Genomic DNA, 23595 nt, shown 5'->3' on the forward strand with positions numbered 1-23595 from the left:
GCTCATAAAGGAGAAGGTTAGGATGAGGGTATATAAAACACTAGTTTATTGCCTTCTCACTCTAGCCCGCTCCGTTATGCCCAGTGGGAGCAGGAGGAGAAGGGATTTTTAGACGCTTAAAATACGCAATACCGCACAGACATCGGCGCGGCAGACTTCACCGTAGAGCTAACCAAAATCGACGGCGAAACTCTAACGGCTTAATTAATTCTATATACATTATAAGAAGCTCTACAAGCCTTTGGTGGTGCGGCTAAATGTCGCGTCCCCACCCACGACTAGCTCATGGTTGCCGACAAACTAATTGGCGGCAACCATAAAAAGTTCATCGGCACCCACAAAACACCTGGAGGTACCCACAGAAGGCTCAGCGGCGCCAACCACGCTCCTGGCGGTAACCCCAGACGCTTCATCAGTGCCGATAAAGCCTCCGGCGTTGCCAATCAAGGCCTGTAGCGTGCCTCCTAGCCCCTGTGAATACTCCCAAGTCGTCCAGATCAGACCAGAAAGCAGGCTTCGGCACACCATTAAGATTTAATTAAAATTAAAAAATGGCTTGGTTATCAAGCCATTATGTTTTAGCCTTTACCTAACCCCCAATATCATCCGCTTATAATTCGACACACCAGGCAAGGCTAGAACAGTTAGCTTGATGCACGCATCAACAACGTCACTCTCGCCAAACCTGACGAATGTACTCATTGGTGGCACATAGTTATAGGGAACCTTTAAAAATTAAAAAAGCTCCTTCTTCCATCGGGAGAAGGTTGGGATGAGGGAATTAAATATGAAATATGTTCATCCCTCACCCTCTCCTTTATGCCCTGCGGTTAAGTAGGAAAAGGGATTTTTAGAGGCTGCCGATATAAGCTTGGATGGGCACATAAAAAGCCATTATCGACACATGCAATCGAGATAGGCTGTTACCAACACATTTCAACAGCATGTCAGAACGGTGCGCTTTAGTTCAGATGCTAGCCCAGCGCACCAATTTGGCTCGTCAAAATTTATTACACCCTGACTGCGGTTGAAAAAGCGGTATTCGTGAGGTTACGTATTTCGTTATTGAAAAGAGCTGCTAGTATTGATTCCGTGTTGGCGATGCAGACTGAATGGACTAGCCCGCAGTTGACCCAATTCTGAAACAATTCCAAAGTATCTTCGTAACCAAGGACCGGAACACTACCCCTCAAATATTAACTGAATTAGCTGACTGTATTCCGTGGTCTGTCAGGCTATTGGAGCATGAGTTAATAAAAGGAGAAAACTATGTTTATTAAACTTGTCATTACCCTAACCTTAGCGGCGTTCTGCTCGGCAGCGGCGGCAAAGGATTTCTACGTATCACCCTCGGGCAGCGACAGCCTGAATGGCCTGTCCCCCAGCGTCAATTTCTGGACCAAAACCGGCCCTTTCAAAACCCTAACCCGTGCAAGAAACGCAATTCGGCAATTAAAAGCAACTGGGAAATTTAATGAAGCGATTACGGTCCATGTCGGCAAGGGAACTTACCAACTTCAGTCTGCGCTGGAATTCGACGAAAGAGACTCAGGCTTACCTGGCCAGGAAATTATCTGGCAAGGGGAAAATGGTATTAGCACTATTTCTGGCGGCCTTACAATTAAAAATTGCCAAAAATACGGAAGTATCAATTCTAACCAAATTTTAAGTTGCGTTCTAAGCGCCGATACCGTAGCTAATATCGAAGGCGAGACAAATGGTCGTATTTTAGGCAACACACCAGCGCTAGATGTTTTTGTCGATGAACGCCGCATGCATATGGCCCGATGGCCAAATTCTGACTGGGCTCATATAAAAACCCCCCTCGATAAATACACTCAATTTAGTGTATTTGAAAAAATGCCATCATTTTCAGGTGATGTAAGCGACGCCCAAGTTCATATTTTTCCAGGCAATGATATTTTTGACCAATATCTAGGCGCATCCGCAATCGATCTAGCTAACAATCGAATCACTGTGTCGGATAAAACTTTCTATCCGCTTGATGGCGGCAGACGTTTTTATTTACAAAATATCGAATCGGCACTTGATGCCCCAGAAGAATGGTATTACGACAAGACCAATAACAGATTATTATTGATACCCCCTAAAGGCATAATTCCAACCAATATTTTAATTTCTTCGGCTAAGAATCTAATTACTATCAAAGATGCTAGCCACATTGACATTAATAACCTAGTTCTTAGATATAGTGCGGGAGATGCAATCAAAATCGACGGGGGCGATTCCTTAGTACTAGACAATTTGGAATTAAACAATATTGGTGGTAAAGCGGTACGTGTTCTAAATAGCACTAATATAACCACTTCAAATAGTCACATCCACGACACCGGCCAAGGTGGTATTTTATTTTCTGGAGGGGATAGACCAACACTGACGGCGTCTGGAAATATCGTCGAAAACAACCATATCCACCACTATGACAACATTTTATTCAATTACTCCCCTGCAATAGAGACTGAAGGTGTTGCATCAATAGTCACTCACAATCTTATTGAAAATGGCAACGGCAAAGCCATCACACTTTATGGAAATGATCATGTAATTGAGAAAAACGAAATATCGCAGATTTGTCAACAATCCGGTGATTGTGGCGCAATCTATTCAGGAAGAGACTGGACTTATCGCGGCAATATTATTCGTTATAATTATATTCATGATTTTTATGGCTATGAGCTTGACACTACCTTATATAGCACCAAAGGGACTATATTATATAAACCCATAGGCGCTCGCGGCATTTATCTCGACGATGCCGTTAGTGGTTTTCTCGTATTCGGCAATATATTGGACAATATAGGCACTTTTTCAATTCAGATCGGTGGCGGACGTGACAATCGCATAGAAAACAATATTATCAAAACCAATGACCGGGCAATATGGTTGGACCAGCGATTTCCCGGCTTCAATTGGGATTACTTGAGAAGCACATTAAAGAGCATGCCCATAACCAGCAGTCTTTGGCTGAAAAAATACCCTGAGCTGGGCACACCCATGACGAATGACACTTGGCCCGAAGGTACTAAAATTCAGCGAAATATAATAATTTCTACCGAACCACGTGGCAATGCATTTCGCTATATATTGCCTAGGGAAACCAGCATTATAGGAAATAATATAGTTTGGAATGCAACTACCAATATTAGAGTTGATTACAAGTTTCTGGATTTAGTATCAAATGAGCCGCCCAAAAACCTATGGAGCGAATGGGTTGACAAAAAAGTAGAACAAAACAGTTTTTTTGCAGATCCGTGCCTAAGAATATCTGGGGGCAAAATCAGCTTAACTTGTTCAAACTCCCCAATCTCTAAAATAAGCTTCCAAACCTTGCCAACTGATATTGGACTTATCAAATAGTAAAGTACACGCCCTATAATCCAGCCGATTGATACCAACCTATTTCGGCTGGACTATAATTACCTCTCCACAAATAAATATATTTATTATTTCGAAATAATCAACAACGAAATAATTTAATATTATCCATTAAAATTTATTAATTATTATTTAAAATTAATATGTTATGCAATAATTTTTCAAAAATTGCCTTGCTTTGCTTCTCTACAACAGCGATGAGCCAGGATTTTTACATTGATCCTGCGGGTAGCGATCAGGCAAATGGCTTATCCCCCGAACTTTCTCATTCGGAAGCATCAGGTCCTTTTCTGACCTTTAGCCGCGCGCAACAAGCTATCCGGGACTTAAAAAAAGATGGGTTATTCAGAGAACCGGTTACTGTTCATATTCAAACCGGCGACTACACGTTACAAAAACCGTTAGAGTTTGACCTTAGAGATTCGGGCTTTACTGACCGTAAAATCCGTTGGCAAGCTGAAAACGGTCCAGTGTTAATTAGTGGGGGTACTACTCTACAAAACTGCAAAAAAGGAAATAATAAAATTTGGGACTGCCCTACTTCGACACTAAAACTGGATGGCATTAAATATCCCAATACATACCGAAAAAAAGGCAATATTCCAGGATTTCAGCTATTTGTGGACCAACAATCCATGCATCTCGCTCGCTGGCCAAATACGGATTGGGCTCATATTAAACTACCTATTAATGAAAACACTAAGTTCAGCAGCATGGAAAACTTACCGACATTGGGTAACGAGACAAATCATGCACAAATACACATAATGGCGGGAAATGACTGGTTCGATGAATATATAGGAATAGCTATGTTAGATCAAGGCCAAAATAATATTAGCCTTTCCAGCAATACAAAATATCCGCTAACTAGCGGACGAAGATTCTACCTGCAAAATATTCAATCAGAGCTAGACGCGCCAGGCGAATGGTTTTACGACCAAACAAATAATAAAATATTATTTATTCCACACGACAGCTCAAAACCAAATAAAGCCATTGTCTCGCAACTGAAAAACATCTTATCCATAAATGGAGCAAACTATATAAGTTTCAATAACTTAGTATTTAGACACAGCACTGAGACGGCAATTAATATAGACAAGGCCAGCCATATCTTATTTGATGGAATTGAAATTAGTCATATAGGCGGAACAGCAATAGAAGTAAAAAATTGCGACCATATCAATATTTCAAACAGCCAAATAAACGATACCGGCGAAGCGGGAGTCTTAATTAGCGGTGGAGATAGAGCTACATTGGTGCCGGCCAACAATATTGTCCACAACAACCACATTTATAATTTCGGTGTAATACTCATGACCTATACACCCGGGATCGAAGTATCTGGGGTGGGCACACACATTACGCATAATCTTATTGAGCATAGCCCTGGAGCAGGCATATTAATAAATGGGAATGACCATTTAATTGAGAAAAATGAAGTACAGCATGTCTGCGAACAAGCATCCGATTGCGGAGCAATTTATTCCGGCCGAAACTGGACCTTTCATGGAAATGTTATCCGTTATAACAGTATTCACGATTTGCTAGGCTATGGCCTAAAAAGTGTCGATATTGCTAATAACAAAGTTGTGTATGCCAAACCTGACGGTGCTCGTGGAGTATATCTTGACGATGCAGTGAGTGGCTTCAGCATAATCGGTAACATCTTCAACAAGGCTGGTTCTATGGCGATCCAACTGGGTGGCGGGCGAGACAATATTATAGAAAACAATGTTATTCTCACCGACAGTAATGCATTGTGGATTGACAATCGCTGGCCAGGCTATTCTTGGTCGGAAAATAAAAAAGGACTATTACAAGTGCCGTACCAAAGTGCAATTTGGCGGACTAAATACCCGAAACTAAGCGAGCCTATGTTCAATGAAACCTGGCCCGAAGGCAACAGTTTGCAACGCAATATTATTGTTACCAGCAATCCAGGAGGCTCATCCTTACGCTACTTCATGCCCAAACAAAGTAACATCTTGGCTAATAGTTTAGTATGGAGTACCAATGGCCAATTTAAGCTCGACTTTAATGTGCTGGACGGCTTAGCAAAACGTAGCAACGCCTCCTGGCAAGAATGGCTTGACGCCGGGGTGGAACACGGAAGTAATTATGCTGACCCATGTGTCACGATAGCCGGCAATCAGGTTTCATTCTGCCCCCAATCTCCCGCCGAAAAAATCGGGTTTCAAAACATACCCGCAGATATAGGCCTAATTTATCCCCACTGAGAAAATCAGGCCATTTAATTAATAGCGATACTAGCCGCAGAATGTTTAAACTTAATCGCAATCTTACACCAGCTGTTGCAATAGTTTTAAGTACCAGTCTAAGTTCTCCTGCCGATGCTGAGTTGATAAGATATAGTTACGTCGGAAATCCGTTTACTAATATTTCTTCAGGCTTTCCAGTATTTCGTGTATCAATATGGTTTACGGTCGACAGCAGTATAATATTCGAAAACAGCCATATAGTTCTCGACAGCTATAATTCGAAAACAATAAACGACTTTTACTTTAGCAATGGTTACCAAAACCTTTCCAACAACCCTAATCTGGAGCCAAATTTTTGGATTTACACGTCCTCAAACATATCATTCGATACCGATAGTAGCGGCAATATCAGTGGAAATTGGGCGGCAAATAGCTCGCGCGCGCATGGCAATCAATATGGACTTTCATTATACGATGCTATAAGTTCGACAAACTCGCTGGACGGGACATCGTCACTGGGAGGCTACGAGGCTATTGTCTCTAACAACCCAGGCACGTGGACCCGCAGTACTAGCAGTGTAATACCGCTCCCTGGCGGCTTTACATTATTTGGTAGCGCTTTTGGAGGATTACTATTTAGCGCTTTATGCAGCAGAGGTAAAAGGCGCTTACATGAAAATACAGTTTAAATCGGAGCCGCTTACCATGCGTCGAAGCGGGATGTTTTTAGGAAACCCCTAAAAATTCCCTCTCCCACCCGGAGAGAGCTAGGGTGAGGGATGTAAATAATTGATTTTAACACCCTCATCCCCCAACCTCCTCCTTTATGCCCTACGGGTACGGAGGAAGAAGGAATTTGTTTTATTTATAGAGCCCCCCTTAAATAATAAACTTTTCTTCCAGGGCCGCTAAGTCAAGGCGCCTTCTTTTCCACCGACTCCGTAGCCAAAGGACTTTAAAGTGAACGGCCAGAATAATATTAATTATTTAGCGGATTCGTAAATTGCCATAAGTTCCGCATAATTTCGCTCCGCTGTATATTTTTCAAGAAACGCTCTTCTGGCATTTTCACCGAGTTTTTGCGTATGCTGGGGATTTTCCAGCAACCATCTGGCTTTAATGGCCAAATCATTTGCATCGCCGGGATTAAATAACAAACCGGTTTCCCCATCTTGAATAATATCGGCCATACTGCCTAATCTTGATGCCAACACCGGCAAGCCATGAGCGAACGCTTCCACTAGTACAAGCGGGAATCCTTCGTACCATACGGAAGGCAAAATCAGAAAGCTTGCCTTCCGCATCAAATCACTAACCTCTACGGCATTTTGTATCCCTAATGCAGCGATATTAGCTGTATTTTGTAGTAAACCTTCAAGTGGTCCAGAGCCTGCAACTTTCAGCAAGGCTATACCCCCTAAGTTTGACCAGGCGTGTAGCATGGTTTTGATTCCCTTTTCAGCGCTAATACGACCGACAAACAACCCAAACCCGGCTCCTTCCCGATCAGCGCAAGGCGCGCCCTTTAGAGGATCTTCCAGAAAATTAGATTTAACCGAAATTTTGTCCGCCGGGAATCCAGCCTGAACAAACTTGCTCTTGGCGAAATCGGTCAAGGCTATAAAGCGGTTGACCTTATGCCGCCAAGTGTCCTTTCGGCGAAGTTCAGCGACCATATGTGCAACTACCAAACTGCCTAATTTGGAATCGCGATAACAACCATATAAGACAGCGTGATAAGGCGAACCTGTAATGCACTGCTCGCAGACCATACCATCCCGCATCAGCATAGCCCCAGGACATATCAACCGATAATTGTGCAATGTCTGGACCACCGGCACTCCTTCATCCAGACAGGCATCGTAAATAGAAGGGCTGATTTGTGGGAAAAAATTATGTACGTGTACAACATCAGGCTTAAAACTTCTGAGCTTCTCGGAAGCAACTGCTCGACTATTTGAAGAGTAACGGGTTGCTAGAGCAGTTTTAATTTTACCGACGCTCCCTTTTAGAATATCTTTATTATCGACACACCATAATTCAACATCATTACCGTGTTCTGTAAGCAACTTGATTTCGGCATTAACGACGCCATCTTCCCCACCTGCTTGTTGATAGCGATTATGTGCAAACAAGACTTTCATTACATTACCCAATGTACTTCAAATAATAGCTAGATATAACAAAGAAAGCTTAAGTTTCGAACCTCATATATAGCTGATTCATATTCCATCCTAAAAAAGTAGTACATATCAGAAATAAGCAATAAATCACAATATAGAAAAACACCGGGGAGTCGCTATTTTTGCCGAAAGATTTTTTCGGGCATCCTGCTGGAAAAAATCGGCAAAAATTACGCGACCGCTTATGCCTTCGGCGCCCCGATTCGTCCGCGTCACCTCGTTCCGACCCAACAAGGGGTCGAAACATCGGCTCTCGCATGACTTAACGCCGTGTCGCGATGCCTTGCAGGTTTTCTCCGCTTCGCTGCGAAAACCCGCCCGGCGCTACGGCTATCGGGGACTAAAAATCTTTACTTCGCTAACGCGCCGTTGTTGAGTAGACCGCAGGCACTTCCCCCGCAGCCTCTCGCAGAACGGTACGTGAACCTCTCGATTCATACCGCTCCCATCAGGCAAACGCACCTATCATTCCCGCTCGCCAATGAGCGAACAAGTTTGGATATTGATCAGCAATCTTCGCCAGAAACATCATAGCCTTGATCTTGTGCTGGCGAAGCGGCTTGAACTTACGCCTCGCCCACCTCACCAGAGTCATATTCACGTGGCGACACAGTCCGTACAACGCTGAGCGGGTATAACAACCATAATAGGCTAGCCACCCATTGATGATGGGATTCAACCATTTAGCGATCTCTCCCAAACTCAACTCGGTACGTGTTCGCACCCGTAACGTTCTAATCTTTTGCCGCATTGACTTCAGCGCCGCTTTACTCACTGCGGGCGTAAAGTTTACAAACACGCTGTTTCTCTTACGATTCCTACAAAGTCGCCGTCTAAACGTATATCCGAGAAAATCAAAGGATGTATGCTCATATTGCCCTTTGCGACTACCATCTTTACAGTAAACGATCTTGGTTTTCACCGGATGAAGTTCAAGTCCACAGGACTGAAAGCGTTGTTTCAATACTTCCAGCATACGTTGGGCTTCCGCCTCGCTACAGCAGTGCACCAGACCATCATCGGCATAACGGCACCAGACTGTATTCGGGTAATGAGTTTGCAGCCATTTGTCGAATACATAGTGCAGAAACAGATTACTGAGCACGGGACTGACAACCCCACCTTGTGGCGTGCCTTTTCCCCGACTGATCAACTCTCCATTTGGCATCTGCATCGGCGCCGTCAACCAACGTTCAATATATAACCTCACCCAGGGTGTATCCGTATGTTGATAGACCGCTTTAAGCAATAAATTGTGCGGTATATTGTCGAACAACCCCTTGATGTCAAATTCAAGCACCCAGTCGTAACGCCAACAACGTTCTCGCGTGACGCCCACCGCATCCAATGCTGACTTATTCGGCCTGTATCCGTACGAGTCAGGCAAAAAGTGCGGCTCAACCTGGGGTTCAAACTCCAGCTTGACGACCATTTGAGCAATACGATCACTCACGGTGGGTATGCCCAAAATCCGTTCGCCGCCCGCTTTCTTTGGTATGGCTACCGCTTTCACAGGCGGCGGGAAGTAACTGCCAGACGATAGCCGGTTCCATAGCTTGTAAAGATTGGCTTTCAGATTTCTTTCAAAATCTGCTAACGATTGCTTATCAACGCCAGCGGCACCGGCATTGGCTTTCACCAATTCAAATGCGCGCATGACTTGTCCTTTTGAGATGACAAATGGCTTTGCCCCGCTCACATCATCCTCCTGCCATTAGACAGTTGTGACATCAACAAAGGCTGCCTGATGTTGCCCCTTCGCTCCACGTTCATTACAAACGTTTCCTCGCTACTACGGGCAACTCCGCCCCAGTATCACGCATCGGTACTCTCATGCTCATAAATTGAGTTATTTGCATTTCTCCCTTAGCATCATGATGACTGGTTCCCACAGTTCCCATTGAAAGCCCAGTACAGAGTCACGCCCACTATACGCCGGACACCGCCTGCACAGCCTTCGGATTCGCTTACAGGCTAATCCCAAGAGTCTTGGACGCCCCTGGTTTTGATGTCAAATCTCTGAATAACGACGCGTCAACATAGGTTCGGTTTAACTCGTCTCTCTGTACCCTACCTACTAATTATGAATTAGCTTTTCCTCAACGCTCACTACCTGCACTCTTAATACAAGCAGCTTGAGGTGGTTTAAAGCCAGTTTCCGACAACAGACTTTGATGGGCCTACCATCATCTTCCAATGAGCTTATACACATCTGATCGCTATTTCCTTACAGCCTCAGTTTGTGTGCCTGTGGCACACTCCAAGATTTTCAGCGTAGGCTAGGCAAAAAAAAGCATATTTACTACCTAGAAGAATACGAAGGAAATATCTTCTCGCGCAAAGCTAAAAATGGGTGTTCTATTATTTTTGTGAGCATAACAGCCAAGACAATTGTACCAACATATCTTACAAATAAATCAAACACCACTGACTCATACGTTATGTGATATTTTTTGAAAAAAGCCTCTACCAGTCTCATCATAACAAACTGATAAACATACATAGCATATGAATACACTCCAATCCATGCAACCCATCGAACCACAAAGTTTCGAGCTGTAATAATTTCATTGCCATAACAGCATAATAGCAGTAGCGCTCCAGCCAAATAACTTGCGGAGTATCCAATGGTCGCTTTAAAAAACTTATATTCTTGAAAAGAAATAAGCATAGCTACTAAAAAAGCAAATAAAATCAATATAAGCTTCTTTTTACTCGCAATATCTTGAAATTTATCTTGATAAAAAGTCTTCAGATAAGCCAAACAGACACCAGAAGCTAGGGCATCAATCCTGAATTGTGTCTGAATCTGAATATGATGCAAATCTACCGAATAAAAATAAGCAAATATTCTAAATAAAAATGCAGCCACCAGAACAATAGGCAAGATTATTTCTAATACCTTGATGTCTGTGTTTTTTGACCTTTTTAGTAACACAAGGCCAATAGCGAAGACTAAATAGAAATGCTCCTCTACCGCCAAACTCCAAAGATGAGAAAGTGGCGTCAAGAAATAGTTTTGGATATGCAGAAGGTTTTGCCATAGAAAGACTTCCCACTGATACCGACCAGAAACTATCAATAGAAATAAATACAAATATAAAATAGGCCATATTTTAAAGACTCGCCTTATTAAAAAACGACCTACTTTAAAGCCACCGGTTTTTTTATATTCACCAAATATTAGCCCACCTATAAGAAAACCACTGAGCACAAAAAATAAATCAACACCCGCCCACCCAAGCATCCGCCCAGGTATCAACAAAAAATCTAAAACCAGAATGCTTGTATCAGAACCGTTAAAATGCCATCCCATAGCAAGTAAGATGGCAATACCTCTAACAAAATCAAGATAAATCTCACGAGGTTTTATGGATGCCGAAGGACTTTCTTTATGTTTTGTTATCATAATTAATCAAAACTTTAATATTCGATCATTGCCAGAAACTAGTCTAAATGATATTTAAGACACCCATTTATCATATAACACAATCAAATTCTCTGTGGCTTCCTGACAACCCACTGAACTCCTTCACTTAATAACGATGGATATATATTATGTATTTTACCGAACCTTCCATAGCCTATTTTATTAACCATTTCAAATCCCACTCGCTCTAATATTATTCGAAGCGATCTATAAGTAAAATAGTGCAAATGCCCACCATCGAAGAGTATGTCATCACCAACCCCTTCGTTAGGCTGTGACGTAGAGGGAAAACGGCCTAACATCAATAAAACTCTTTTTTTAATAAATGCAATATTCGGTGTATTTATAATCAGATCGCCCCCCGGCCTAAGAACTCTAAACATTTCAGCGCAGGCCGCATAGACATCGGGAATATGCTCAATGGTATCTGCGGAAACAATCCTGTCTATACTTCCCGAATCTATACTACTCATATCCTCAGCACTTCCCTGCAACCCTAAAAAGTTTAAATCCTGTAAATTGATTTTTGCTTGCCGCAAACGATGCGCTGAAAACTCCAGACCGATTAACTGCGCATAAGAGTCTTTAAATTGATAAATTAAATAACCATTACCACAACCTATATCCAGAACTCTGGTTCCAGCACCCTTGACAGCAACAATTGCCTCGGCTCTGTTTCTCGGCCAACCCCCATATGAGTTTATTTTGAGCTGTTCCTTGGCTAAATCTGATGCATAAAACTGGTCATATTTATTACTAGCCTTCACAATCGCCAACCTATGTAATTTATTTAAATAAAATAGTTCCGGTCAAACGTACTCAACCTTATTAATTAGAATATTAATAACCTGAATTAAAATAATTTAGTATACCTTCCACAAAATTCTGCGCCATGTTTTCTATAGAAAACATATTACCACTTGCCAAAGCATTATTTTGTAATTTTTCTAGTTCACTTGGTTTGTCTAAAACGTCAACAATGGCCTGAGCGTATTCTTCTTGAATCGGCGCAGTCATCACCCCATTTAATCCTTGTTTTAGATATTCGATTTCAGGACTATGATTTTGAATATCACTAGTAAACAATGGTAAAGCGGCAGTAAAAGCGTCCAAAATAGCCAAGCCAACTAATCCAGGACATAGAAACAACTCTGCCGACTTAAATGCCAAGGCTTTTTTCTCACCAAACAAGGCCCCCAGATATTTAATAAATAGATGCTGTTTGGCAAAATCCTCAACCATTTTTTGATCTTTGCCATTACCCACTATCAACAGCACAAACTTCGAATTCTTCTTGTGTATACTCAGAGCCGTTTCCAGTAAAAAATCAATCTTCTTCTCAGAATACAGACTTCCGCAAAAAAGCCCAATTCTGGCATCTGAATCAATCCCTTCCTGTCGTTTAAATTCGGCCACGTTATCTGGAGTTTGTTTACTGAGAAGTCGTTTAAACTCAGAAGTATCAATGCTATTATTAAGTACAGTTATTCTTGAACTCGGATACCCCAAACTAACTATGTAGTCAGCCACACCTTGCGTATACGCAAACCACCAACTACATTGCAGCGAAAGTTTCCTTTTGAATTTTTCTCGAAAACTATGCCGGTAGCCTTGTCTATTCTTGCCATGCCCCCAATAAGCAAATGGCTTAAACCCGGCCATTCGAAAAATCATTAATATATAATTATGCACATGTTTATTGGCTTGCTCAGTAACGACCAGATCAGCCCAAAAAACATGCGAAATCGCATTGCGTAAAAAATGTACTTTTCCATCGAGAAGCCAAATGCTTTTCTCAACAATACAATAACCAGTACTTGAAATAACATTATCACCTTTACTTAACTCGTTAGGCGGTGGATAGCCACAAACCACCCGCAGTTGATGCCCTTGTTTTTCTAAAAGCCCTCCCATCATCTCAAATAATGGCACACGGTACTGTTTCAGCATGGGCTGGAAAATAACTATTTTCATATTCTTCCACTAAGCCATTTTTACAATTTTGGCCAACATTAATTTCTTGCAAATATAATTGAAATACAAAAGTTTTATTTATATCGCCATATAAATACATGAACAGCATATTCGAATAAATAATCCAGTATTTTTCATTATCAATCGCACCTAATAGATAGTCCTAGGCAACTCTTTTCTGCAATGCTCTTAGCAAGGGCTTTTCAAAGTGATCATAGAACCAAATAGCACCTATAATCACCGTCAAAACAGTTGTTATCCTAACTCCTTCGGCAGCAAACCATGGCATATCTGGATAACGACTTAAGATTTGCCTGAAACCTACAAAAAATAATTGATGTGACAAATAAATTGTAAACGAGGCGTCACCCACTTTAATAAGAAACTTGGAAAGGTATGACGTGAAATATCCAAGCCCTTCAAGTTGCAAAGCAGCAACTAACAACATCCCGCATGAAATAGCTGTTCCAAAAATATCAACAAATGATGAAATATCCCCAGCTATATAAATTGACCCAACACCCTCCGGAAAAACAAATTTATACCATTTGGTAAGTGATAATAAAGCTACCGCCACAATCAATAGTATAATAGGTAAAAAGACCGTCTTCGCTCTCCATAGTAGCTTGTATTGATATACAAATATTCCTATTAAGAACTGAAAATGAAGTAGTGAAAAAACATGATAATCCCAAAACTCAATTGGCCCATTCCATCGGCACCACATACCAACTAAGCCCAACGCACCGATCAGCCAAAATATTTTCTGTTGGAGACGCAGGGACAACATGATTGCAAAAAGACCATAAAATATAATCTCATGCTCAAGCGTCCACCCCACCCCAAGGACTGGAAATCCAGCTTGCGGGAGTATTAAAAAAGACTGTATTACCGTATTTAGATCACTCGATTGCTTAGCAATTGCAGAGCTAGGCTTTATAACAAACAATAAAATTATCGCAATGGTAAACACCCAGTAAATAGGTACAATGCGAACAACCCTGCGCATGATGAATTTTTTGACGGTCATCCCGTCGGCTAATCCAATATAACAAATAATAAATCCACTGATAGCAAAAAAAAGACTAACTCCCGGAAATTCAAAATTTGTAAAATCCAAACGGTCTTTAACCGAAAATATTACTGCGTCAGAATGCCAAAAAACTACTGCCAATACAGCTATAGCACGTAATATTTGTATAGCGTCTAATTTTGCATGTTGTATCTGTTTCATAAAACGCTCCATCTTAGCCCAAAGGCAATCCTACATAGCAGGCAATAAATAACTATTATCAGTTAACTTAAGATATTTAGCTTAGCAAGCGATAACTACCAACCGACTTATTCGCATAAAAAACTGCAAACTACTATATAGCTTGGCGCATAAATCAAAAATAATGCTTATCACAACTTTAAAAATTTAATAGCTCCCTATCAATTCTATCTAGCAATTCTTTGCTTTTTGAAGAATTTACTTTCCTGACGAATAATTTATCTGAAGCGGCAACTTCATCCCAATCGGCTAAGTCATACCATTTAGCTAATGATGGATGAATAATATGGAAATTAGCTAGTTTTGACGTACCTCTACCTTCATAAGCTTGCAACCCATCCGACTTTAGCGCATAGACAGAGTTGCCAACCAAGGTATGAAAAAAGTGCTCGTCGGGTGCAAAACTAAATTTGTTGATCTCATAATATGTTCTGTTATTGTTTATGTATTCCAATATAAATTTGCAGCACTCAGGAGTCAAAGCCCACCAATTTGAGCCATAATATGGAACAAGTGTCTCATCCCAACTATTCTGCAGCCTTAAAGAGTTGGCGAATCTACGAATTACCTTATCTAATAATACCATTGCCTTATAAGATCCTCGATAAAACGGCTCTTTAAACCATTTAAATTTTAATTGCTTCATATAATGTTGCGGGCTTTCTCGCATATCAATAAAACGGATAATTTCCCGCCCAGAGTTCTGATTAAAAAAACCATTGATATATTCAATTTTTTTTATAGGGTAATCGGTACCTGACAACAAAACCAAATGGCTGTAATCATTTCCACTATTCAGCGCAACTTTTATTAATCGCAATGTCGCATCCACTTGCGATATTCCAGCCCAGGAAACTATGACTCTATTTTCTAAAAACACTACACTTTTAGATGTTACCGCCTGCTTAAATTGCTGTATATCTGATTTTGCATCTATATGGATATAGATGTCGGAATTGTAGTCTATTGCGTTAACTAGCCTATTCAACTGCTGGGGGTCCGCATGAGCCGCTATTAAATATCCTATTTTCTTCATAAAATTTTATTTTCTGGCGGGCATTAAGTAATTTTTAAAATTTCAAGATTTTATTAAACAATTCAAACTAAAACCATCAACCTTTAATCAAACAAATTATTATCGAGATGACTACTCCATGAATTTATACCGCTCCCATATTTTCTCCGCCATTCCAGCCATCCCTCGAACCTACCTATTGATTGCTGCACCCCTCTAAGCGTATTTGATGCTGAATAAGGTGGTAAAATACTTTTAATTATAGGAGCTATAAATCCGCGCAATATAGTTTTTGTAGGCAATTTAAGCTTCGCATATAAGGCTCCAGTACCTCTAGAATATGATCTAACCCTATGAGCAGGCTGTTTCGTAGTATTGAAATAAGGATGATGTATTTTGATTTCAGGAAAATAATAAATCTGTTTATTTTTTATTGCTAAGCGAAAAACAAAGTCAGTTTCCTCTCCCGCACCAAACCACTGCCCGGTTCCTAGCCTAGGATCAAAACCTCCCAACTCATGGAGCGTTCTACGCCTGACAAACAATGTATTAGAGTTGATTCTTGCACCTTTAAAATCTAATAACTCCTTTGGCAATATAATACCCTCAGGTAGGTTTTGAGCAGGGGCCTCTAGCCATAAGCCACTTATAGCATCAATACTAGGATTTTTAGTAAAACACTCCTCCACCAACTCTATTACCTCAGGTTCGTACCAACAATCATCGTCTGGAAAACCAATAATTTCGCCTGTGGACTTATAAATACCTATATTCCGAGCATGCGCCAAGTTTTTAATTGACTCTTTAATTCTATGCGTTGGAATATTTAACTCTGTAGCCTTTGTGTCGACAGGGGCAAGACGTTCATCCTCATTTTGATCAATGATCAACAACTCGAGTGCAGGTACGCTCTGCCGAGATAAGCTTTCGATAAATCTTATCGGTTCTTCCGCACGGCCCATTGTGCCCATGACTAGAGATACTTTACTCATGATTCCGCTCTTAGCCGTTTATGAATTCTACGTTTCCTTACGATATGACGCGCATGATGAAGTAACCAATCTATTGTCGAAATTCCGGATTGGCTCATACGTATTTTAAACCCCTCCTCCAAGCCCGCTAACGGATTAGCTGTCGATAAACTTCCAGTATGGCGTCTGAATGCTGCAAACGGGGTATCCAATTGAATTGGCTCCGAGAGCTTAGCCAATCTTAGCCACAAATCATAATCCATGGCATAGCGATAGTTGGTGTCAAATAATCCCGACTTTTCTAGTAATGTACGCTTAATAAAAGTTGCAGGATGAGAAATAAAATTACCTTGAACCAAGCGCTTATAAGAATACACTGGCATTTTGTAATTTAATGGCTCAAGCTTTCCATTTACTTCATTCATATGGCTACCAAATAGCCAGTCCACACCTGTATCGACGAATGTCTGTGCAACTTCATTAAGCACGTTTGGCGTTAGGTAATAGTCGTCTGAATGTAAATGCGCAATAACATCGCCAGCAGCTACTTCTATCCCAGCGTTCATCGCACGACTAATACCACCGCGAATATTATTTAAGACTTTTATATTCCCAGGAACCTTACTAATTAATTCCAGCGTACCATCAGTTGAGCCACCATCAACAAATATAATTTCTACAGGCGCATAAGTTTGACTAAGAATAGAGTCAATACACTGCGGCAAATACTCTATACTATTCCACGTACATGTTATAATTGAGATACTAGGAAAGGGGTTGGACATATTTATTCCTAAAAAATTTAATTAGATTGATAATAAAACTAAAAGACGGTTAGCTACTGTCTCAACTCCGAATCAATTGCATCCAAAAAAGCATCATCCCCATTATTAAATTTCCTCGCAAACAGCGAGGCACTGACTTTCAATGATTCAAAATCCTCACTATAAATCAATGTTTTTGGGTGACTCCCCCCCTTGGACCAATCAAGATACCTAAACTCTTTTTGTATTTTTTCAAAGAAACTGGAGTTACATAAAATTGTTTGAAACATCATTTCATCCGGTGATGAACAATATCTAAAAAAGCTTACCAAGCTAGGGTCGCTATTCAGCACATTTAATATGTACTCAATTGCGTAATTGCTTAAAGTCCACCAACTTGACCCCCAATGCGGTGCGTATCCGGCTGGAAACCTTCTATCAGGGAGTATCTTTCTAACGCCAACATCTAAAATTCTTTTTATAGGATAGCATTCATAATAATAGTATTTCTTATACCTATCGTGCCATTTGCTATCATCACTTTTAAAGAAATCAAGGTATTCAAAATTGCCATCTTGAGTTATATAATTAAATATATCTTTATTACTCTTGATCGGATAATCCGTACCACTCAACAGACAATAATATTGATATTTTCCGCCATCATATGCATAACTAACAAGATTAAGCGTAGCCTGTACCATAGAAAAGCCACCCCAGGATACAGAAACCCTTTCATCAATAAAATTAGCTTTAGGATGCAAAAACTCGGTTATATTTGATTTTTTATCAATGTGCACATAAATATCAAAGAGATCGAATGAAAGCGCATCTATCAATCTTTTCAGTTGACGAGGATTTGTATGGGCTAATATCAAAAAACAAATTTTATTCATGCTTTAACTATGTATATTAAAGGCCAGAACTATATTGGATGGGATGGAGCCTGATAAATACTCAAAAGGTGGCGAATAGCTTGGTCTACACCACCACGCTCATCTAACTCAAAACAAGTAATTTTATTAGGCTTGAAACCTATTAGCGAGTTGACTAGCGAATCTATATCCTTATGCAAGCGCAATTGCCCTGGATACCTCTCGTATACTTTAAGTTCTGGAGTACCACCTCTTTCCAACGCATAGGTAGGCTTACCCAGCAGTAGCCCTTCTAATGTAGTTGCACCAAAAGGCTCTTCCCAAATTGATGGAACAATCATTGCATCGCACAAAGCCGCCTTTTGTAACACGGTGGGGTAATCGCACCAACCTAAGAAGATTACTCGATCACTTTCAAATTGCTCTCTAAATACCGCTTCAATGGGGCTGGTTCCAGCAATGATCAAAGACATGTTTTCTGGCATCACAGGTACCAGTTTTTGCAAGAACGAATCTATTCCTTTGTGTGGATATAATGTACCAGCAAAGAATAATTTGATCGACTGGTTTCCTTTATCTGCCGGTATTGATTTATCATTCGATATTGCTTTGAGTTTGTCGAGATCGATAAAATGATGCAATACAACTCCCCAATCCTCATTTCCCGCAACTCTGGAAAAATTGCGCCTTAACATATCCGAAACAAAAATAGTCTTATGTCGCCGAAAAGCCTCCGCAACATCACGCCGATAATTGCGCACAGCAAATTTAGAAATTAAGCGCTGTAAACCATTCGGTCGTGCTGTAATACACCCTGCACAGTCTGCTGGATCGAGAAAATTACACATTGCGCCGTTACGAAAACGGGTGTTCTTAACACAATCTCCGCCCTGATCATGGCGTGTTTGAACAAAATTGATATTTAAGGGAATGTATTTAGCAATATTGGGGTAGTGTCCGTGATAATGAACGACATCATAATCTGCGGCATAATTCATAATGCGTTGCGCCAATTTTTTTGCTATCCAACCTCTTTTGGGTGGCAAGAACAAGCCAAGTTTACTTTCTTTCCATCCAACGGTATGTGCATATAATTCCGCAAAGAATTGACCTCCAAATTGTCCCTCATCACCAACAACCCCAAGTGGATATTCGTTGTTGCCAATAATATCAACATGGTGTCCAGCTTTAATCAGGGCCGAGGCCAATGTCAACACATGTTTTGCCAACCCCCCCATACTGGGGTGAGGTACATGTTCACTAACAAGTAAAATACGCATCGCTTTATTAATAAAAATACATTTATCGAATTGATAATCGAATGAAAACAGTTTGTTTATGCTCAGGTGTTAGAATAAAAAAAACTGCAGATAATATATAAAGTGCTAATATCAAAAGCCCATGAATTAATAGATCAAAAAAATGTGCTGGGTAGACGGGCTTGGTGAACCAGGCGGCAGAAAATGTGAAAACTGCGACAAGCAAGACCGGGATATAGGCCTTACGGATCAGCTCAAATAACGATGCAGGTACTGAACGCCCATGCACATAAAACATAAATGCTGAAGTTGCTAGAACAGATGCAACTAAATGTGATAGAGCAGTGCCAATAATACCTCCTTTTTGAGTTCCAACAATAAGCGCTCCTATGCCAAACACCGCTCTAGCAACTGCGAATAATCCGGTTGTCTTGGGATGTCCAATAGCATTGTTTACTAATGAAGGCAAGTTGGTCATGGAATCGATGAATATTCCAAGTGCGATTATCACCAACACAGGGTAGCCCTGCTCAACAAATTGTGGTCCGACCCATAAATTCAGCAAGTCTTGGCCATAAACAGTAAGCATCAAAATTAACAGGCTGTTTATTGCGGTCATATATCGAGATGTCAGCAAATAAACACTCCTTACACCATCCCGATCTCCCAAAGCCGCGAGCTTGCTTGCCGCAGGATAAATTACACTCCCCAAACGGTAAGTCATGCCGAACAATCGGTTGACCAAAGTTGTTGGTACTGTATATAACGTAATCTCCCCAAGCCCTAACAGTATGCCCAATATCAGGCGATCGGATTGAGCATAAGAAATTCCGGTTATGGTACTTAAATAAGAAAAGGCACTAAATGACAGGAGACGTCTACGAATGCTTTTGCCTGCTTTCGAAATTTTAAAATCAGGTCTTATTCTTAGGATACAAATTGACAATACGCCAACGTTAATTACACTTAGTCCAAGGCGTGCTGCGACAACGTCTTCGATACTACCCGTTAAAAGAGCAACACCCATACTTATTATCGGGGCTGCAGAACCAAAAATAGCCTCTGTGGTTGCCGATATCGCATAACGCTGCATCGCTTGAGGCACACTGATTAAATAAGATTGCACTTGCGAAAAAAGAAATGCCACCGCTGCCAATTTAAGTGTAGCTAATGCAGTGTCTATATTTTCCGCAGGTATTTCAAATACATTTTTTATCAGCAGAGGAGCTCCAAAATAAATCAGAGTCATGCCACATAGCCCTATTACCAAATAAATGATGAGGCCAAAACTAATGACCTCATTGGCTTGCCTTGGCTGTCCAAGGCTATCATATTCAGCAATAAACCGGGTAGAGCCTTGAGTGGCACTTATGTCCAACAATCCAAAATAACCTACTACCGCCAAAACAAGCGATAGCAAACCATAATTTGCATCTCCCAAGCTATTAACAAGAACAGGCACAGCAATAAGGTTTGCTAGAGCGGGCGTAGCAGCCCCCATAAAGTTGAAAATTGAGTTTCGAGCAAATTTATGCTGCATTGGACATGGATTTTGTCATTGACGAAGGTGACTTTAAAGCAAAAGGAGATCGTTTAGGCTCCGCTATTACCGCCTTAATTCCGTAGACTATATATGGCAAAATTAACAATACTCCCAATAACTGTGTTGTTCTGAATTCAATAAAAGGGGTACCAAATAAAATGTTTGGCATACTGAATAGCAGTCCCGCGAATGCTGCTTCCGCCAAGCCTCGATCTTGCGCCGGAATCTCTCGCCTTACTTTTCTAGTAAAAAGAACATAATTCCATAAGATTAAACAGAAAAGCACTAACGCAAATATCCCACCTTTTAACCACAAATGTACCAAACCACTATGCACAAAATCATGGGTACCCCCTAGTCCAATTCCACCCCAAGGCATAACGCCGGTAAAGGGACTTTCTGAAATATAGTGCCAAGCTAGATTGAGTTCAGAAAACCGCCCTTCAGATGTGGCTATATCACCTTTTTTTGAGGTGATGTCGTACAGAAGTCCTCCATGCCCTCCACTACCCTTGAGATTTGCAAAGCGTTCCGCAATCAAGACTGGCAGAGCTAAGGTACCAATTAGCCCGATTATTAGGCCTACTTGCAGACGCTTTCTAAGGGGTTGTAGCCAAACAAGCCAAGATCCTGCCAAAACTAATCCACCCCAAGCAGTACGACGGTACGATAAAAGAACAACAGCAAGCCCAATTCCAATAGTTAGGTAGTAAAACAATTTACGAGATGCCGTTAGGCCTGGCTTTTGATATAGCAAGTACCACGCAGCCAAAAAAACACCTATCGTTGCGATAAGGCTATCGTTAATATCAAAAAATGTAAGCCTGACTGCAATTTTTTGAGAGGTTGCATAGATATTAGCTGGGTCACCTCCTAAAAATGCCCATCGAATCAATCCCCAGATGCCCCTGGTTAACGCGCAAAAAACAATCAAATCAGTTAACTTTTCAAGTTTATTTGGCGTAGAAATTATTTTTAATAAAACCAACATAAGCAAATACATGTTAACAACAGGAATCAAACCTCTTGTAGTAATAACTTTTTGATAAGGCTCGCCTATAACAACACCAAAAAATACAAATACAAAAAATAAGAAAACAAACCCCAAAAAATAAGGCCTTAGATTAAAATAAACAGAAGGATTACGCTGCTGATAACCTAGAAATGCAGTACATAAATACAGAAAGTATAATACGGCTGTTATAAGTGAAAATGGAAGAACACCAGTACCTCTATCATAAATATTGCTTACATCGACACCTGCTGCAAGCCCCCATGTAGAGCTTTGAAAGTAAAGAAGCACTCCGAGATAACAGGTAACAATAAAAGAAAGGATTTTTCTCATAACTTATAATATGACGCTATCGTAAAAATATAATCTTTAATAGATTTATCCATAGCGGCCGAGTCTATTTTTACCAAACAGCTACGCAAAATTAAGCAACACTCTGAAGCTTCACTGGAACACGTCAAGCTAGTTTTATACTAAACATTCTTAGCTTTAAAGCGAATTTACCAATGCCTTTAACTGCTACAATTGAGAGCTTTCTAATTATTACAGACATCATTGCTGCGACTTGGTTTTATGCAAAAGTAGTAGTCGATTAGCTACGGCTATAGCAAAAAAAGCCCCACAAATATCGATTAAAAGATCCAGCAAACTTGCAGTTCTACCAGGAATCGTCATCTGGTAACCTTCTTCAATTATGCCGAACAAGATCGTAAATAACAAAGGCATTGATAGTATCGGAATATAGGGCTTTCCACTGAAACCAAAAGCCGCAGCACAAATTAGCAACGCCAGCACGCTAAACGCAACAAAGTGAGCCACTTTATCCAGCCCGAAAATCTCACTCATAATTTTAGCAGGAGGCTGTGATGATTCCATTAATAGGATTCCTATCCAAACAATACTCAATAACACAAATAGTATTGCCACCTTGCGATTTCCTTTAGAATTAACCATCGATTCATTGTTTTAGGGTAAATATTTTTGCACTATCTGTTTATATCACAAGATGCCGGAGATTGAAGGTTAGCATTTCGCGGGCTTATGGAAGCTTCGTGCGCTGTTGATTAAGTAATTTTTCAAGAACAACCAATCCTTCAAGGTAAGAGGGACACCGATTTTTTGTGCCTTATCATCATGTCAGATAAAGCCTCACTTTCGCGCCATTCTCTTGATATTTGCCGAATAGCCGGCAGTTGCGTTAATCGCATGGTTCATGTCCGTGTGTTGCGGCGCCGTAACTTGGCCTTGGATGTCCTTGGTTCATTATTTGGCCCCCACACTCCAGCTACCGATTTCTGTTGGGCGCTCTTAATTCTACTTGGTCAGAGTCCGTCATATCCGCCGGGACACCAAAAGGTCACAAGAGCTGGTGTCCAGTGCCATGAATGGCGGGCTTCTAACCATCCATGAAGCCTAGGTTCCGGCAATCCATGCCGGAATAACGACCTTCGGCAATGTGATACCCCAAATCTGACAAAGTCGAATTAAAGCTTATGAAAAGGTCCGCTTAAAAATTAAAGTAACCTTTTCTCCCTTCATACTAAATGCCGCTAAGTTAAAACTTGTAGGTGCCAATTTATTCTCGCTATGGGCGCCAAAGGGCGAATAAATTCGACCCTACAGCATATTCAACTCTTAACTTAACTACATTGCCTTCATACATACCCAAAGGGCACAA

General features: G+C 40.8%; 17 protein-coding genes. 3 read left to right on the top strand and 14 right to left on the bottom strand.

Features of this window, described 5'->3' with window-relative positions:
- The first annotated feature begins 285 nt into the window (after positions 1–285).
- The 3 genes from ACR64Q_RS19340 to ACR64Q_RS19350 all read left to right on the top strand — a co-directional run bounded on the left by ACR64Q_RS19340 (position 286) and on the right by ACR64Q_RS19350 (position 5636).
- Positions 286–456, top strand: a complete 171-nt coding sequence (locus ACR64Q_RS19340) for a hypothetical protein (RefSeq protein WP_445367257.1) — start codon at positions 286–288, stop codon at positions 454–456.
- A gap of 813 nt (positions 457–1269) precedes the next feature.
- Positions 1270–3378, top strand: a complete 2109-nt coding sequence (locus tag ACR64Q_RS19345; RefSeq protein ID WP_445367258.1) for a right-handed parallel beta-helix repeat-containing protein — start codon at positions 1270–1272, stop codon at positions 3376–3378.
- A gap of 161 nt (positions 3379–3539) precedes the next feature.
- A complete protein-coding gene (locus ACR64Q_RS19350) occupies positions 3540–5636 on the top strand; it encodes a right-handed parallel beta-helix repeat-containing protein (protein WP_483823400.1) in 2097 nt (698 codons plus the stop codon).
- 965 nt (positions 5637–6601) lie between these two features.
- Here the strand turns inward: ACR64Q_RS19350 and ACR64Q_RS19355 are convergent.
- From ACR64Q_RS19355 to ACR64Q_RS19420, 14 genes are all read right to left on the bottom strand, one after another.
- Positions 6602–7762 (bottom strand): glycosyltransferase, encoded by a 1161-nt coding sequence (locus ACR64Q_RS19355; protein ID WP_445367261.1) that lies wholly within the window; start codon positions 7760–7762, stop codon positions 6602–6604.
- 487 nt (positions 7763–8249) lie between these two features.
- Positions 8250–9458: a group II intron reverse transcriptase/maturase gene (gene ltrA, locus ACR64Q_RS19360; protein WP_483823304.1), complete on the bottom strand. Its 1209-nt coding sequence runs from the start codon at positions 9456–9458 to the stop codon at positions 8250–8252.
- 645 nt (positions 9459–10103) lie between these two features.
- Positions 10104–11210, bottom strand: coding sequence for an acyltransferase family protein (locus ACR64Q_RS19365; RefSeq protein WP_483823401.1), 1107 nt, complete (start codon positions 11208–11210; stop codon positions 10104–10106).
- A gap of 83 nt (positions 11211–11293) precedes the next feature.
- Positions 11294–11998, bottom strand: a complete 705-nt coding sequence (locus ACR64Q_RS19370; RefSeq protein ID WP_483823402.1) for a class I SAM-dependent methyltransferase — start codon at positions 11996–11998, stop codon at positions 11294–11296.
- Positions 11999–12071: 73 nt separating this feature from the next.
- Complete coding sequence (locus ACR64Q_RS19375; protein WP_483823403.1) at positions 12072–13205, bottom strand: glycosyltransferase family 4 protein; 1134 nt, start codon at positions 13203–13205, stop codon at positions 12072–12074.
- A 163-nt stretch (positions 13206–13368) separates the two neighbouring features.
- The gene (locus tag ACR64Q_RS19380) at positions 13369–14439 is read right to left on the bottom strand and encodes an acyltransferase family protein (protein WP_445367265.1); all 1071 of its coding nucleotides are present in this window, start codon (positions 14437–14439) and stop codon (positions 13369–13371) included.
- A 178-nt stretch (positions 14440–14617) separates the two neighbouring features.
- Entirely contained in the window at positions 14618–15514 is an 897-nt protein-coding gene (locus ACR64Q_RS19385; protein ID WP_483823404.1) for a beta-1,6-N-acetylglucosaminyltransferase, read from the bottom strand.
- 83 nt (positions 15515–15597) lie between these two features.
- A complete protein-coding gene (locus ACR64Q_RS19390; protein ID WP_445367267.1) occupies positions 15598–16485 on the bottom strand; it encodes a glycosyltransferase family 2 protein in 888 nt (295 codons plus the stop codon).
- On the bottom strand, positions 16482–17249 hold the full coding sequence (locus tag ACR64Q_RS19395; RefSeq protein ID WP_445367268.1) for a glycosyltransferase family 2 protein: 768 nt from the start codon (positions 17247–17249) through the stop codon (positions 16482–16484). The genes ACR64Q_RS19390 and ACR64Q_RS19395 overlap by 4 nt, the downstream gene beginning before the upstream one ends.
- A gap of 53 nt (positions 17250–17302) precedes the next feature.
- Positions 17303–18124, bottom strand: coding sequence for a beta-1,6-N-acetylglucosaminyltransferase (locus ACR64Q_RS19400; RefSeq protein ID WP_445367269.1), 822 nt, complete (start codon positions 18122–18124; stop codon positions 17303–17305).
- Positions 18125–18153: 29 nt separating this feature from the next.
- A complete protein-coding gene (locus ACR64Q_RS19405; RefSeq protein ID WP_445367270.1) occupies positions 18154–19383 on the bottom strand; it encodes a glycosyltransferase family 4 protein in 1230 nt (409 codons plus the stop codon).
- A 22-nt stretch (positions 19384–19405) separates the two neighbouring features.
- Positions 19406–20902 (bottom strand): oligosaccharide flippase family protein, encoded by a 1497-nt coding sequence (locus ACR64Q_RS19410; protein WP_445367271.1) that lies wholly within the window; start codon positions 20900–20902, stop codon positions 19406–19408.
- A complete protein-coding gene (locus ACR64Q_RS19415; protein ID WP_445367272.1) occupies positions 20892–22250 on the bottom strand; it encodes an O-antigen ligase family protein in 1359 nt (452 codons plus the stop codon). The genes ACR64Q_RS19410 and ACR64Q_RS19415 overlap by 11 nt, the downstream gene beginning before the upstream one ends.
- Positions 22251–22469: 219 nt before the next feature.
- A complete protein-coding gene (locus ACR64Q_RS19420; protein WP_445367273.1) occupies positions 22470–22871 on the bottom strand; it encodes a VanZ family protein in 402 nt (133 codons plus the stop codon).
- Between the last annotated feature and the right edge of the window lie 724 nt (positions 22872–23595).

The sequence above is a fragment of the Methylomonas sp. 2F7 genome (genome assembly GCF_057126975.1).